Annotated in this window: 17 protein-coding genes; 10 read left to right on the forward strand and 7 right to left on the reverse strand. The window is 46.1% G+C overall.

Translation table 11 applies throughout. From position 1 onward, the window contains the following. Window positions 1-61: 61 nt before the first annotated feature. A complete protein-coding gene (locus tag AMJAP_RS08320) occupies window positions 62-622 on the forward strand; it encodes an acyl-CoA thioesterase (protein WP_019621802.1) in 561 nt (186 codons plus the stop codon). 46 nt (window positions 623-668) lie between these two features. Here AMJAP_RS08320 and AMJAP_RS08325 read toward each other — a convergent pair whose 3' ends face one another. Further along, window positions 669-1,619 carry a LysR family transcriptional regulator gene (locus AMJAP_RS08325; protein ID WP_019621803.1) on the reverse strand — a complete coding sequence of 317 codons (951 nt, stop codon included), beginning with the start codon at window positions 1,617-1,619 and terminating at the stop codon, window positions 669-671. Window positions 1,620-1,726: 107 nt separating this feature from the next. On the opposite strand from AMJAP_RS08325, the gene ydiJ reads away from it, so the two are divergent. Beyond that, the gene (gene ydiJ / locus AMJAP_RS08330) at window positions 1,727-4,789 is read left to right on the forward strand and encodes a D-2-hydroxyglutarate dehydrogenase YdiJ (protein WP_019621804.1); all 3,063 of its coding nucleotides are present in this window, start codon (window positions 1,727-1,729) and stop codon (window positions 4,787-4,789) included. A gap of 33 nt (window positions 4,790-4,822) precedes the next feature. Here the strand turns inward: ydiJ and AMJAP_RS08335 are convergent, their stop codons facing one another. Beyond that, on the reverse strand, window positions 4,823-5,056 hold the full coding sequence (locus tag AMJAP_RS08335; protein ID WP_019621805.1) for a hypothetical protein: 234 nt from the start codon (window positions 5,054-5,056) through the stop codon (window positions 4,823-4,825). 71 nt (window positions 5,057-5,127) lie between these two features. Between AMJAP_RS08335 and AMJAP_RS08340 the strand changes: the two genes are divergently transcribed. Together AMJAP_RS08340 and rraA are read left to right on the forward strand one after the other, a co-directional pair. Further along, entirely contained in the window at window positions 5,128-5,706 is a 579-nt protein-coding gene (locus AMJAP_RS08340; protein WP_019621806.1) for a class I SAM-dependent methyltransferase, read from the forward strand. A gap of 123 nt (window positions 5,707-5,829) precedes the next feature. Further along, window positions 5,830-6,315 carry a ribonuclease E activity regulator RraA gene (gene rraA / locus AMJAP_RS08345; RefSeq protein WP_019621807.1) on the forward strand — a complete coding sequence of 162 codons (486 nt, stop codon included), beginning with the start codon at window positions 5,830-5,832 and terminating at the stop codon, window positions 6,313-6,315. Window positions 6,316-6,404: 89 nt separating this feature from the next. On the opposite strand, the gene AMJAP_RS08350 is transcribed toward rraA, so the two are convergent. Together AMJAP_RS08350 and AMJAP_RS08355 are read right to left on the reverse strand one after the other, a co-directional pair. Next, entirely contained in the window at window positions 6,405-7,703 is a 1,299-nt protein-coding gene (locus AMJAP_RS08350) for an NAD(P)/FAD-dependent oxidoreductase (RefSeq protein ID WP_019621808.1), read from the reverse strand. Between the two features lie 64 nt (window positions 7,704-7,767). Continuing rightward, window positions 7,768-8,103, reverse strand: coding sequence for a c-type cytochrome (locus AMJAP_RS08355; RefSeq protein WP_019621809.1), 336 nt, complete (start codon window positions 8,101-8,103; stop codon window positions 7,768-7,770). A gap of 285 nt (window positions 8,104-8,388) precedes the next feature. On the opposite strand from AMJAP_RS08355, the gene AMJAP_RS08360 reads away from it, so the two are divergent. From AMJAP_RS08360 to AMJAP_RS08370, 3 genes are all read left to right on the forward strand, one after another. Then, window positions 8,389-9,057, forward strand: coding sequence for an HAD family hydrolase (locus AMJAP_RS08360; protein ID WP_019621810.1), 669 nt, complete (start codon window positions 8,389-8,391; stop codon window positions 9,055-9,057). Between the two features lie 30 nt (window positions 9,058-9,087). Further along, window positions 9,088-10,092, forward strand: a complete 1,005-nt coding sequence (gene sppA / locus AMJAP_RS08365) for a signal peptide peptidase SppA (protein ID WP_019621811.1) — start codon at window positions 9,088-9,090, stop codon at window positions 10,090-10,092. A 134-nt stretch (window positions 10,093-10,226) separates the two neighbouring features. Further along, window positions 10,227-10,634, forward strand: coding sequence for a GFA family protein (locus AMJAP_RS08370; protein ID WP_019621812.1), 408 nt, complete (start codon window positions 10,227-10,229; stop codon window positions 10,632-10,634). 34 nt (window positions 10,635-10,668) lie between these two features. On the opposite strand, the gene AMJAP_RS08375 is transcribed toward AMJAP_RS08370, so the two are convergent. The 3 genes from AMJAP_RS08375 to AMJAP_RS08385 form a co-directional block, all read right to left on the reverse strand. Then, the gene (locus tag AMJAP_RS08375; RefSeq protein WP_019621813.1) at window positions 10,669-11,256 is read right to left on the reverse strand and encodes a YiiX/YebB-like N1pC/P60 family cysteine hydrolase; all 588 of its coding nucleotides are present in this window, start codon (window positions 11,254-11,256) and stop codon (window positions 10,669-10,671) included. A 39-nt stretch (window positions 11,257-11,295) separates the two neighbouring features. Continuing rightward, window positions 11,296-11,895 (reverse strand): YiiX/YebB-like N1pC/P60 family cysteine hydrolase, encoded by a 600-nt coding sequence (locus AMJAP_RS08380; protein ID WP_019621814.1) that lies wholly within the window; start codon window positions 11,893-11,895, stop codon window positions 11,296-11,298. Between the two features lie 102 nt (window positions 11,896-11,997). Beyond that, a complete protein-coding gene (locus tag AMJAP_RS08385; protein ID WP_019621815.1) occupies window positions 11,998-12,576 on the reverse strand; it encodes a Maf family protein in 579 nt (192 codons plus the stop codon). Window positions 12,577-12,697: 121 nt separating this feature from the next. Here AMJAP_RS08385 and AMJAP_RS08390 point away from each other — a divergent pair, with 121 nt between their 5' ends. From AMJAP_RS08390 to plsX, 3 genes are read left to right on the forward strand one after another with little or no spacing between them, the layout of a single operon-like run. Beyond that, the gene (locus AMJAP_RS08390; protein ID WP_019621817.1) at window positions 12,698-13,216 is read left to right on the forward strand and encodes a YceD family protein; all 519 of its coding nucleotides are present in this window, start codon (window positions 12,698-12,700) and stop codon (window positions 13,214-13,216) included. An 18-nt stretch (window positions 13,217-13,234) separates the two neighbouring features. Then, on the forward strand, window positions 13,235-13,417 hold the full coding sequence (gene rpmF, locus AMJAP_RS08395; RefSeq protein ID WP_019621818.1) for a 50S ribosomal protein L32: 183 nt from the start codon (window positions 13,235-13,237) through the stop codon (window positions 13,415-13,417). Between the two features lie 2 nt (window positions 13,418-13,419). Continuing rightward, window positions 13,420-14,451 (forward strand): phosphate acyltransferase PlsX, encoded by a 1,032-nt coding sequence (gene plsX / locus AMJAP_RS08400; RefSeq protein ID WP_026340125.1) that lies wholly within the window; start codon window positions 13,420-13,422, stop codon window positions 14,449-14,451. Window positions 14,452-14,529 lie beyond the last annotated feature (78 nt).

Below are 14,529 nucleotides of genomic sequence, written 5' to 3' on the forward strand. Positions count from 1 at the left end.
AGTCTGGTAACGGGGTATTATCCGTGCTGAATAAAAAAATAATTTGATAGGTTTTAAATTCATGAGTGAACGCGAGTATAGAACAGTTAAAGCATCTCAGACGGTACTTAAAGAGCTGATGGTGCCATCCTATGCAAACTTTGGTGGTAAGGTTCATGGCGGTTTTATACTATCGTTGATGGATAAGATCGCTTATACCTGCGCAGCATCACATGTGAAAGGTTACTGTGTTACGGCCTCTGTTGACTCTGTCGATTTTTTAAATCCAGTTGAAGTAGGTGATCTTCTCACCCTATCGGCTTCGGTTAACTATGTCGGTAATTCGTCACTTGAGATCGGCATTAAGGTTGTTTCTGAAGACTTTCGCCTCGGGATAGTGAAGCATACAAATACTTCCTATTTCACTATGGTGGCGATGGATGAAGATACTCGTAAGCCTGTGCCTGTCCCCGGCCTAATTCTTGAAGATGAACAAGAGATCAAACGTTTCATCGAAGGAAAGATTCGTAAGAGCCTTAAAACCGGACATCGAGCGGAGATGAAAAAGATCCGTAAGGGCCTGGATATGATCAAAGAGATCAATGCGCTTGAGGGTGAAAACTGTCGACTTTATAAGCTCTGATTTTGGTCTATTTGATTTTTAACGTCTGAATCTAAAAGAACACTACTTAGTCTGTTTTCTCCGCAAGGCTTTCCAGATATGCCGGCAGTTGCATATTGAAAAGATAGTCTCGGGCCTTGCTGAGCAAAGTAGAAGCGGCCGGGCTCAGTGAGCGGCCTTTACGGCTGACGAGACAGATTTCCCTGCGCATAAGGGGATCAATTAAAGGTACGAAGCGTAGTTCTTTAAACGACTCAGTACTGGCTGCCAGGGCGGGTAGTACTGAGATTCCGATCCCTTGCCTGATTAGTGCGGCCATACCGGCTGGATTCGATACTTCAAGCATCGCTTTTCGATCTGACAGCTTAAACTGGCCGGCTTGCTTAAATTGATTCAATTGAGCCCGAATGCCGGTATCGGCGGAAAGAAACAGCAAGTCTTCTTCAACCAATTGTTGCCAATTAATGTTTTGTAGCAAGCTAAATGGATGGGTTGCCGGCACGACCACGCCGTATCGATCTGTTAGCACGGGCTGATAGTTGAGTTCCGGGTGGGCTGAATGGTTGGCTCCGATCCCGAAATCAACGTTGTTATCCAATACTTTCTGTTCGATCTGTCCGGCGCTATCATCGTGTAATGAGATAGCAATATCCGGAAACTGTTTACGGTAATCATCCACCACGGGCGGTAGCAGGCGGCTGATGGTAGAAGGGGAGGCAGCGATGGCAACTTGTCCTTGTTGTTGCCCCGCAATCGCTTTCAGGTCGTTTATGCCGGTATCAAAATCAGAGATCAGCTTTTCGGCCACCGGACGAAATTGTTCGCCTTCGTGGGTCAGCAGTACCCGCCGGGTGGTTCGGTCAAACAGGGTTAATCCAACCGATTGCTCCAATTGCTTAACGGTGGCTGTAAGACTGGATTGGGTCAGGTGAAGCCTGTTGGCAGCCTGAGTAAAGCTGCCGCAGTGAGCGACTTCTGTGAATGCTCGCAGATGGCGTATTGAGAGATTTCCGGACATTTATTGTTTGTGCCAATTAATTGATCATATTTTATCGTTTGAATGATAAATGATTTTTCTGCATTATGACCAGCAATTTAGTTACCACTGATCCGACAGGTTGAAAGATGATTCCACGCATTGCTGAGATTGATAACACCCAGAAACATTATCTGGAATTCATTGAAGCCTTAAAAAACAGTGGCTTTGATGGTGAACTTAATCCTGATTATGCGAACAGAGTTGTACTTTCTACGGATAACAGCATTTATCAGGTTCTGCCGCAGGGTGTTGTTTATCCTAAATCAGTTGAAGATTTGGTTGTCTTGGCAGGCCTGGCAGCGGAGCCTCGCTTCAATGGAATAGTGCTCAGTGCCCGGGGTGGAGGTACGGGTACCAATGGTCAGTCATTGAGTGATGGTTTGATTGTCGATGTATCCCGGCATATGAATCAAATTCTAGAAATCAACGCTGAGGAGCGCTGGGTCAGGGTTCAGGGTGGGGTGGTTAAAGATCAATTGAACCTTGCTTTAAAGCCTTACGGACTATTTTTTGCGCCGGAGCTTTCCACCAGCAACCGGGCAACGATTGGCGGCATGATCAATACTGATGCCAGTGGCCAGGGCTCATGTATGTATGGAAAGACCCGGGATCACGTACTTGAGCTAAAATCTGTCTTTCTTGATGGTACTCTTTGGCGTTCTGGCCCGCTTGATGATGAAGCGCTCGAGCAGGTTAAACAACGTGATGACCGTGTTGGTGATGTGCATCGGGTTGTTGATGAGGTTTTTACTGAGAACAGCGAACTGATCGATGCAAAATTTCCCAAATTAAACCGCTGCCTTACCGGCTATGACCTGGCTCATATTCGTGATGAAGAGGGACGCTTTAATCTTAACTCTGTTCTTTGTGGTGCCGAGGGTTCGCTTGCCTTTATTGCCGAAGCGAAACTGAATGTCTTACCAATCCCTAAATACTCGGCCTTAGTCAATCTTAAGTACGCCGGTTTTCAGGCGTCACTCGAAGACGCGGCTGATCTAATGACATGGGGGCCAACCTCCATCGAAACCGTTGACTCTAAAGTGTTGAATCTGGCGATGAATGACATTATCTGGGAGTCAGTCAGAGACTATTTTCCTCAGCAAGAGGGAGAGCCCGCTATTCAGGGAATCAATCTGGTCGAGTATACAGGTGATGATGAGGCGTCTTTACGGCAAAAAATCGATAAGTTAACCGCTTATCTGGATACGGTTTCAGATCAGCCCGGGAAAGCTTTCGGCTATTCCGTTGTATTCGGATCAGTCGAGGTTAATAAAATCTGGGCGATGCGAAAGAAATCGGTAGGTCTGTTGGGTAATGCTAAGGGTGAACAGCGTCCAATTCCCTTTGTTGAAGATACGGCTGTTCCACCAGAAAATCTTGCTGCCTATATCAAAGAGTTTCGTGAACTGCTCGATAGCCACAATTTAGCCTACGGCATGTTTGGTCATGTTGATGCCGGTGTATTGCATGTGCGGCCAGCGATCGATATGAAAAATGAGGTTGAAGAGGGGTTGATTCGGATTATCTCCGACGGGGTTGTGGCTCTGACTCAGAAATATAATGGTTTGATCTGGGGAGAGCACGGTAAAGGGGTTCGTTCTGAATACGCGCCCGCTTTTTTCGGTGAGCTCTACCCACAACTGCAGCGTATTAAAGGTACTTTTGATCCGGCGAATCAGCTGAATCCGGGTAAAATTTGTACCCCGATGATTGATGGTGCTGAACTGCTTAAGATTGATGAGGTCCCTACGCGAGGTCAGTTTGATCGTCAGATTCCTGCTGCTGCCCGTGATGAATATACGCAGGCGATGTTTTGTAATGGTAATGGCGGCTGTTATAACTTTGATCCGAATGATGCTATGTGTCCTTCCTGGAAAGCTACCCGAGAGCGTAAGCATTCACCGAAAGGGCGCGCGTCATTGGTTCGGGAGTGGTTGCGCCTGATGTCCTTGCAAGGGGTCGATATTGTCGCCGAAGGCCGTAAGGTGCGTTACGGCTCTTTTCTGGGCAGTTTGCCAGAAAGAATGAAGAACAGCTGGCGTAAAAAACAGGGGCAGTATGACTTCAACCACGAGGTTCATGAGGCGATGATGGGTTGCCTGGCATGTAAATCTTGTGTGGCTCAGTGCCCGATAAAAGTTAATGTTCCTGATTTTCGTTCCCGTTTTCTGGAAGCCTACTACAGTCGTTATCTGCGGCCGATGAAGGATTATATGGTGGGCGGGCTGGAATATATGATTCCTTATCTGGCGCGTTTCCCGGCGATCTACAACGGTACGATGAATAACAGCGTTATTCGCTCAGTGTTCAAACGATGGGTGGGTATGATCGATAGTCCTCCTATCTGTACTAACAGCTTAAAACAGGGCATGGATGAGCGTAATGTACAATTTGCCAGCGCTGAAGCACTATCGGCAATTGCACCTGATCAGCGTGATCGTTCAGTTATTATCGTCCAGGATGCTTTTACCAGCTATTTTGAAACCCAACTGGTGCTAGACGTTATCGAGTTTTTACAGCGCACCGGGTTTAACGTGCTGATAGCACCGTTTAAGCCTAATGGTAAGCCGTTGCATGTACATGGTTTCAAAGGCGCATTTAATAAAGCAGCCGATGCCAATACGCGGATGTTACAAGAGTTTACCAGCAGTGGAATACCGATGATTGGTATAGACCCTTCTATGACATTGACCTATCGTCAAGAGTATGTCGATGATGGGACTCGTCTTAAAATAGAGGTGCAGTTATTGCAGGAGTGGTTGGTTAAGCACTGTGATCAGTTAAACCTCAAAGCAGCTGATCTTCCACAAAATAGCTATAAACTGCTGGCGCATTGTTCCGAAAAAACATCTGCAGCCGCCTCTATGGCAGATTGGAAACAGGTCTATCAGGCTTTAGGGCAGACTCTTGAGCTTCAGGCGACCGGCTGTTGCGGTATGGCAGGGACTTATGGCCATGAAACTGAGAATTTCGATACGTCCAGAAAGATCTATGATCTGAGTTGGGCTGAAGTGGTGGCTGATCCTGCTAATGAAGATAAGCTTGTTGCCAGTGGTTATTCTTGTCGTAGTCAGGTTAAGCGCTTAGATGAAAAGCAGATTCCTCATCCGGCCCAGGTGTTGTTAAGTCTTTTAAAGACACCTGTTTAAACTCTGTTATAAGGCCATCATAAAGCTGAAGTACTACTTTGTATTTTGGCTTTTTTCTTTTTGGGCTTCGATATATTTTCGATCCATCTCGCCATATTGACGTTCGTAGGACTTGGGGTCTGAGCGCCACAGACGAAAAAGCTTACGATCATTGCTAGCCATGGGGGGCGGATTTAGCTTTCGACGCTGTAGTGCCTGCCAGGTGACAGGAATAAACATGACCGCAACAAATATAATGACGATAATCAGTTTGTATTCTTCAAACACAGGATGCAGTCTCTCAGCTAAATTTAGCTTATATTAACCTTAAATGACTTTAACTTCTGCGGAAAAATGCGATGACAGATACTGATGGTAAGGCGGCTGATAGATCTGCGCTTTGGAATACACGTTATCGCAGTAAAGCGAAAATGATTGCCCCATTGCCTACCGGATTACAGGCAAAGTTGCAGCAGCTGCGTAAGGGCAGAACGCTGGATCTGGCTTGTGGAGAGGGGGCCGCTTCGCTACAGCTTGCTGCAGAAGGACATGATGTTGTTGCTGTTGATTTTGCACAAGAGGGGTTGAATCGATTGCAACTGTTTGCAGAGCAGCAGAGGGTTAATGTGGAGCTCCATGAGTTAGATCTCAATGTTCAAGGAGCGTTATCTGCGTTGGGTCGCTTTGATAATATAGTTGTTCTTCGTTATTTGCCGGAGCTTTCTCTGCTACGACAACTTCCTGATCTTATGGTCCCCTCAGGCCGTTTATTTATATCGACCTTTAATCAGGATCATCACCGTCAAACCGGTTTTTCACAGCGGTTCTGTTTAAAGCCTGGCGAACTGCTTAATAGTCTGCCGCAGCTTTCGCTGATTGAGTATGAAGACGGGACGGAAAAAGAAGAGCCGATGGATAGCTATATTTTTCAGAAATAGCTTCCATGGCAAAGGGGTTTCCTCCTATAGTGCAAGTGCAAAAAAATTGTATATCAGTGATGATAGTCTGCGATGATTTATAATCCTGTGAAATGAATAACTGATCAATTTAAGGAGCCCGTAGTGGACGATTTATTACCTGAACTGTGTGACCAGTTTCCTGAGCTGGTACAGGTTGTGGAGCCGATGTTTGGCAATTTTGGTGGGCGAGAGCGTTTTGGTGGCGAGATCGTTACATTAAAAGCCTTCGAAGATAACTCACTGGTACGTGAGCAGGTTGCGCTGGCAGGTGAAGGCCGGGTGTTGGTCGTTGACGGTGGCGGCTCAATGCGTAAAGCGATGCTGGGGGATATGCTGGCAGAAAAAGCAGCGCTAAACGGCTGGGCTGGAATCATTATTTATGGCGCGATTCGTGATGTAAATGCGATCAGTGACACCGACCTGGGTGTACAGGCGTTGGGAACCCATCCCATGAAGACTGAGAAAAAAGGCTTGGGTGAGTTAAATGTTGACCTTACTTTTGGGGGTGTAACCTTTAAGCCAGGGCAGTATGTCTACGCCGATAATAATGGCATTCTGGTATCGCCGGAAAAACTTGAAGTAAAGTAAAAGCCGTTAAGGTTTATGTCAGACTCGTGACTATAAAACCTCTGCAGGTATCGCCTGCAGAGGTTTTTTTATGAACGCAGTGGTTATGATTATTTAAACGTATCCGCGAACAGGTTGTTCGACCAATCGAACATGTCGTTAAAGTTACCAGAGCTCCAGTTATGTGCTTCTCCGAGTGATCCGGGGACAAGCCGCATGGATCCGGTATCAGGATCGTAGCTGTACACCGCCGTTAACCAGGAAGCCTGATCATAAGTGATAGGGCTGAAACAGGCCGAGTTAGTGGTGATATTTTGTAGTCGTTCTTCGGTATAGCTTGATTGCCCATGGGCGGTACGAATAATGCTGTCAGCACAAATTTTGGCCTGAGCATTAGCCATATGACCTGATTTAGGCTGAGCAGTACCCTGCGCATCACCAATAATATACACATCCTGAAACAGAGTGTTCGTGGTTGCGTAGGTAACCGGGTCAACGTCTGCCCAGCGAGAGTCTCCGGTCAGGCCACTTGCTTTTAGTATCCATTGGGCGCTGTGGGTGGGAATGACATTAACAACATCGCCTTCGAAGCTGCCTTGAGTTGTATGGACTACTTTATTGTCTGAGTCGACAGATTCAACCTGAGCATCTGGAATATATTCAATAATGTCGCCATACAGGTCATTAAATGCGCGGGTAAAGGTGCCTTTCTCTGCCTGAATGCCCGGGTTGGCATCTAAAACAACTACTCTTGGCGGAGTGCTTCCGCTCCCATCAAGATAACCGCTTCGCCGGCCAAGAATGTCTGCTACTACACAAGCCCGTTCATAGGGCCCGGGAGGGCAGCGGTAAGGCGATTTAGGCACGGTCATCACAAAGGTGCCGGCATCTGGCATGGCGCGTATCTGATTACGTAACTTATTAGTCTGACCGCCTGCAATCCAGGCATGGTGAATTTTTTTAAAATCAAGCCCCGGGATCTTATCAAACCTGATACCTGTGGCGACCACTAAGCTGTCGTAGGATATCCAACCCGCATTTTTTAGCTTTATTTGCTTTTCTGGTCCCAGTATTTTTTGAGCTTTATCTCTTATTACGTTAACACCGTATTTCAGTTGCAGATCGTTATACTCAAATTTTAGATCTGCAACCTTTAATCGCTCGTTTAAAACCAGGTTACTCATTACGCAGGATACATGCTTTGCTTTGGGTTCAATTAAGGTCACGGCAATCTGTCCTTCGCTCCACATGCGAATATACTTAGCGATGGTGCAGCCTGCAAAGCCGCCGCCCAGGACCGTTACGTGGTGAATAGGCTCAGCTGCTTTAGCGGTTGAGCCGTTAGTAAGTGCGAGTGCTGCAGCGGAAGCTGGCACCATCTGGATAAAATTACGACGTGTTAAAGACATTTTTAATCCCTCCAGCCTGCTAATGGCAAGCTATATCGATGTGTACGAACGAGCTCGAAGATTCTTAATCATCACCATTTTCAGGAAGGGTGGAGTAATACTGAGCTATTCGTCTTATTTGATCGTTGGTATAACCGAGGGCCTGGTGATCCATAATGTCTTCAGCGCGATCTTCTCCTTTCATATCGAGAAGGTGATCAGCCTGATCTTTAGCTTCGTCACCACCAAGGTCTGGATAAGAACCTCTGGCATAGCCGTTGGTTCCATGGCATTGGGCACACTGAGCTGCAATCATACGGTTCACAGTTGGGTCTTCTGCGACAGCAGAATTCAGAGGCAATATAAAGATAACTGATATAATGGCGAGCTTGCTGGAAAAGCCTGTAGAGAAAGGACTCATACAATCCACCTTACTTATTGAGTTAAGTTGATGCAGAACTTCTTGATCTGCATTTGACTTCCCCCCCCAACAAGCGACAACGTCTGTTGTACAACCCAATATATAGATAAGAAATATATGTTTAACACTGCTTGAGTCCCCAAAATGGGTTGTTTAGGACATATGTTCAGTGAAATTTCGAAAATATGAAGGTTTTTTCACGGAATTATTGTTTACAGCATGGTTATTTTTAAACTGTCGATGACGTAAGATCAGCTCCGGGTGTTTTTCAATTAATCGTATTGGATGATAATTGTGTACAAACTACTGATATTTGATTGGGATGGAACGGTTATTGATTCAGCTGCCCGGATTATTTCCAGTATGCAAAAAGCAGCACAGGATCTTAGTCAGCCTGAGCTGACTGATGAAGCGGTACGAAATATTATCGGTCTGGGTTTACCCGAAGCGATTCAGGTGCTTATTCCTGGTGTAGACGAGTCTGTTATTCCGCAGATGCGAGAGCGTTACGGTCATTATTATCTCGGTGTTGATGATACTCCAACAGAGTTATTTGAGGGGGTAGAGCAAACCCTCAATAATCTAAAAGATAAGGGTTACCGGCTGGCGGTAGCCACTGGTAAGAGTCGACGTGGCTTGCAAAGGGTGTTTGAAGATACGGGGCTGGAATACCTGTTTGAAACGTCTCGCTGTGCTGACGAAACGACGTCGAAACCGCATCCACACATGCTGGAAGAGATTCTTCAGGAAACCGGCTTGAATGCTGCCGATGCTGTTATGATCGGGGATACTGAATTTGATCTGGAAATGGGTGTCAGAGCTGGAATGGATACGATAGCTGTTAGTTATGGTGCGCATCATGTTGACCGATTAAAAGCCTATAAGCCTGTGCTGGTAATGAATAACTTTCCCGATTTGGAAAGCTGGCTAGCTAAGAAACACTTTCAAGTATAAGCAACCGTTAAGTAATTTAAGGAGAAGCAAGTGGGCTTAAATCCCTGGGAAGCTGATGATAGTAAGGATGCTGAAGCGATCAAGAAATACGAGACTAAAACAAAGGAATGGCGGTTAATAGAGCGCGTTGTTCTGGGTCTTCAGAAAGAGCAGCGCAGTGCCCGACGCTGGGGTATTTTCTTTAAACTCTTGACGTTCGGATACCTGTTCGTGATTCTCGGTATCTATTTATTTGCTGATAGTTTTGCGCCGGAGATAGACGAAAGCGGACCTCATACCGCGGTTGTGCAGGTAAAAGGGGTCATTGCTGATGGTGAAGAAGCCAGTGCCGACGCTATTATTCATGCACTGAGAAAAGCGTTTAAGGCTGAGGACTCTACAGCGGTTATTCTGCGGATTAACAGTCCCGGTGGAAGTCCTGTTCAATCGGGATATGTTTATGATGAAGTTAAGCGTCTGAGGGAGCTTCACCCGGATAAAAAAGCATACGCGGTTATTACTGATATTGGCGCTTCAGGTGCCTACTATATCGCAGCCGCAGCCGATGAGATCTACGCAGACAAAGCAAGCCTGGTGGGGTCTATCGGTGTTGTTTCATCAGGCTTTGGTTTTGTTGATCTGATGGAAAAGGTTGGCGTAGAGCGTCGAAACCTGATCGCAGGGGAAAATAAAACCTTCCTGGACCCTTTTTCACCTTTGTCAGATAAAGACCGTGCGTTTTGGCAGACTGTTCTGAATACCACCCATAAGCAGTTTATCGAACAGGTGCGACAAGGGCGGGGAGATCGTTTGAAAGAAAATGATCAACTGTTCAGTGGCTTGGTATGGACAGGAGAGCAAGCTGTCGATCTGGGATTGGTTGATGGTTTGGGTAGCAGTAGTTATGTTGCGCGTCAGATTATTGGTGCTGAAAAGCTTGTCGACTATACACCTAAAGGGACTCCCTTTGAGCAGCTGATTGATCAGCTCGGTGTTAGCTTCGCAAAGAGTATGGCAACTCAGTTAGGGCTTAATGGGGCCGTGCAGTTGCGCTGAATACTTTACTGATACAGTTAGTTTTTCAGTGGGATGATAAAAAGCCGATACATTAGTGTATCGGCTTTTTTTGTGCTTTATTACATCCATAAGTATCTGTTGCCCGTCCTGTTAATTAATAGAGGAGTTAAGCTATGAGTTATCCAATTGAAGGCAGCTGCCAGTGTGGTGGAGTTAAATACCGCTTGCTTGAAGCTCCGCAGATGGTGGTCGCATGTCACTGTAAAGAGTGCCAGAAGCTCTCCACCAGTGCGTTTAGTATCACAGCGATGGTGAAGGCGTCCGGGATAATATTTGAAGGAGAGATGTTAGAGTGGATCCGACCTGCAGATAGTGGCAATATCAGTGCCGCCAGATTTTGCCCTAGCTGCGGAAATCGCATCTATCACTTCAATCCTGCTGAGCCGGATGTTATAAAACTCAAACCCTCTAATCTCTCTGATACCAGTATTATCAATCCCACGGCCCATCTCTGGGTCAGTGAAAAGCAGGACTGGTATGACATACCCGACGGCGTTAAAGTATTTGAAAAACAGCCTTGAACATGATTCTCGTTCAGATTGTTATCTCAGGTGATCAAACTGTACTGAAAACCGTTTGCAGTTGCTGATCCTTAAGCTGGCTTGCAGGCGTTAATGTCTGGCGTTGCCAGGGGATGGTGCCAAAATACCAGAAGCGCCATAAAGCTGAAGAGGCTTGAGGGTTTTCATTTAATAGCTGCTCAATCGTTAATATTTTTCCAAGCTGAATGCCGATGGCTTCTTTATAGATAGAGTAAACGAGCTTGGAGCAAAACTGTCGTTCAGAATCTAACTTGAAACCTGGGTGATATAGTCTGCCGATTTGGCGCTCCGTGAGCTGTTTAATAGTATTGATCTGCTCTGAGGTTACTGTTTGTCTCAGGCGACGCACCATTACCTGGCTGTTTCGGGTGCGCTGCAGAAATCTTCTTAAGGGTGTTTTGCAAACGAATGGGACCTTGCTTTCTACAACAATCCATTGATCATTTTCTTTTAATACAAAACCGACATGCGAACTCCAGCTGCCGGTTTCTCTGGCCACTTGCCGGCATACCAGCAAATCTATTGCGGTGAATATAAGGTCACCCTCTTGTAGCTGAGCGCTAACCTGTACTTCGAGCTGATTGAGATCATTTGGCTTCATTGCGTAGGTCCTTCTAAGAATAAGCTATCTGGGTATAGGTTAAACCGTGCAAAAAATGGTATCTAATTGCGGATCTTTAAGTTGGCTTGCGGGGGTCAGTGTTTGGCGTTTCCAGGGTATAAAGCCGAAAAACCAGCAGCGCCAGAAGCGAACGGATGCTTGTGGATTGTCATTCAGAAGTTGTCTGAGCGTTTCTACTTTGCCTAATTTAATGCCCAGAGCGTCCTGATAGACTAAGTGGACGAATTTTGAGCAAAACTGACGCTTGGAGTTGAAGTCAAAGCCAAGGTGATAAAGCTTGCTGCTTAAAGAGTCGGCTAATTTATCGGCGGATTGTTTTAGCTGGGTTATCTCGGCGGTTGTAAGGGGAGCTTTGAGTCGACGGACAGAGACTTCGCCATTACAGGTACGACTAAGAAATTTTCGCAGAGGCGTTTTGCTAACAACAGGTACTTTGCTTTCAATCACCAGCCACTGGTTGTCTTCTTTTATTGCAAATCCAACGTGTGAGCTCCAGCTGCCAGTACCCCGCGCAACCTGTTTATATAGAAACGCATCAATAGAGATAAATAAAATATCACCCTCTTGTAGTTGGGCGGTTACTTGTTTTTCCAGGCGGGTCAGATCGTTATCTTTCATGTTCAACTCCAGTCGTGCTAATTCGATGGAGTTGATTCTGCTGTTATTAATTCTTTTCGTGAATGGAAATGATTGGAGTATTAAATATTAATACCTAAGGAGTTATATAACGTTGATTCCTTGCTCTTCCAGCATCCTAATAAGTCTGATTAGCGGCAGGCCTATTAATGAATTGGGGTCATCGCCTTCAAGTTTTTCAAACAGGGCAATGCCAAGACCTTCTGACTTAAAGCTGCCGGCACAGTTATAGGGTTGCTCTGCTTTGAGATAGTGTTCAATCATTGACGGAGTCAGGATGCGGAAATGAACATGGAAAGGAATTACGTCGGTGTCAAGCATGCCGGTGCTTGCGTTAAGCAGAGTCAGGCCGGTATAAAAAGTTATTTTCTGACCGGATGCATCAGATAGCTGTTTAAAAGCATTGTTATAATCTCCCGGCTTTCCAATAATCTCACCATTTATAACCGCCGTCTGATCTGAGCCAATGATCAGGGCTGTGGGGTGATCTGCCTGGAGGGCTTTAGCTTTGGCCTGAGATAACCGGGCAACATAATCGATAGGTATTTCTGTGTCTAACGGCGTTTCATCTACATCGGGCGAAATTGCTTTATACGTCAGGTTTAACTTATTCAAAATCTCTTTTCTAAAGGGGGAGCTGGAAGCCAGGATCAGCTGTGTCATGCTTGAAAATCTCCAAAACAGTATCGGTTGTACTAAGCTGCAGATATTAGCCTGTTTTTTTCGCTTTAAAAGCCTTATTTCCTTTGACAGACAGGTTATTGATCCCTAGAATTGCGCGCTTATGTCGAACACCCCATTACCAAAGAAAATTGACCCGCGTAAGCTTGCTGAGCGGGGAGTACGGATTGAAGGTCAGGCAGACGTGAGTCTGTTGCCGAATCTGGTCACAATGCTGACCGATTCTCAGGCAGTCATTTCTGTTGATCTGCAGTTTGATAACGATGAGCTGCGTATTCGTACAATTAAAGGCAGTGCTCAAGGCAAGGTTAGTATGACTTGTCAGCGATGTCTTGAGCCAGTTGAGATTGAAGTCGAAGCGAAGTTCAATTTGGCTGTTGCTCCCACTGAGGAGCATGCAAAGAAGTTGCCCAAATACTATGATCCTTTGATTGTAGAGGACGACCTGGAGTTGTTGCCAATGGTAGAAGAGGAGTTGATTTTGTCGCTTCCGATTGTGCCATACCACGATGACTGCAGTGTTCAGACTTCTTTCGGTGACGAGGCTACGGCTGACACAGAAACTGATTTTGATAAACCGAACCCTTTCAGTGTATTAGCCTCACTGAAGGCTGATAAGTGAAATAGGAGCTATATACCCATGGCAGTACAAAAGAGCAAAGTAACTCGTTCACGTCGCGGTCAGCGTCGTTCTCACGATGCACTGAGCAACCCAACTCTTTCCGTAGAATCAACTACTGGTGAAACTCACCTTCGTCACCACGTAAGTGCGGATGGTTTCTACCGTGGTAAGCAGGTTGTTGCACAGCAAGACGACGAGTAAGCTTGTCAGACAGCATTTGTATCGCGGTTGACGCGATGGGCGGGGACTTTGGTCCCCGCGTTGTTATTCCCGCCTCAGTAGACGCGTTAAAGCGTCACTCTCACCTGACCCTGCAATTAGTTGGTCAGCAGCATGTTATCACCCCTTTATTAGCGGATGCGTTGAAAAATAGCTCTGCGCAATCCTGTGTTTCTCGAATTACCGTTGTTGATGCAGCTAATGTAATAGCGAATGATGAACGGCCTTCACGCGCCCTTCGTAAGCGAAGTGATACGTCAATGTTTCGCGCAATCAGTCAGGTTGCTGACGGAGCTGCTCAGGCCTGTGTCAGTGCAGGTAACACCGGAGCGCTCATGGCTTTGGGGCGATTTACCTTAAAAATGCTTCCGGGTATAGATCGGCCGGCTATTATTACCGCTATTCCGTCAGTTGATGGTGCCAGTTATATGCTGGATCTTGGGGCAAATGTTGATTGTAGTGCGGAGCATCTGTTGCAGTTTGCAATAATGGGCTCGGTGATGACAACTGCGGTTGAAGGGATAATTGAGCCTCGTATAGGGCTGCTGAATGTTGGTGAAGAGGAGATAAAGGGTAATGAGCAGGTCAAGCTTGCCTCTCGTCTTATTCGTGAGCATGGAGATCTGAACTATATCGGTTTTATTGAAGGTGATGACATTTTCACCGGCAAGGCTGATGTCGTTGTGTGTGATGGCTTCGTTGGTAATATAGCGCTGAAGAGTAGTGAAGGCGTCGCGCGTCTTATTGGGCGTCAGCTGAGAACCAGTTTTTCGGACTCGCCAGTGCGTAGATTTATCGCCTGGCTGGCGAAGCCTGTGCTTGATGAAGTGCGTATGCATATCGACCCGGCTCGGCGTAATGGTGCGAGCTTGTTAGGTCTTCAGGGAATTGTTGTTAAAAGTCATGGATCGGCTGATCGTACCTGTTTTGGGTACGCGATTGATCAGGCTGTCGCTGAGGTACAGATGGATGTGCCGGGCAGTATTAACAGGCGTTTAGAGTCACAGGCTATTTGATTCTTAATGCTGTTATTTATTATAGGATTACCAGCATAAGACAAACGTTTTATTTCATGTTTATTCCTGTAAACTACC

The organism is Amphritea japonica ATCC BAA-1530 (genome assembly GCF_016592435.1).
Classification (GTDB): domain Bacteria; phylum Pseudomonadota; class Gammaproteobacteria; order Pseudomonadales; family Balneatricaceae; genus Amphritea; species Amphritea japonica.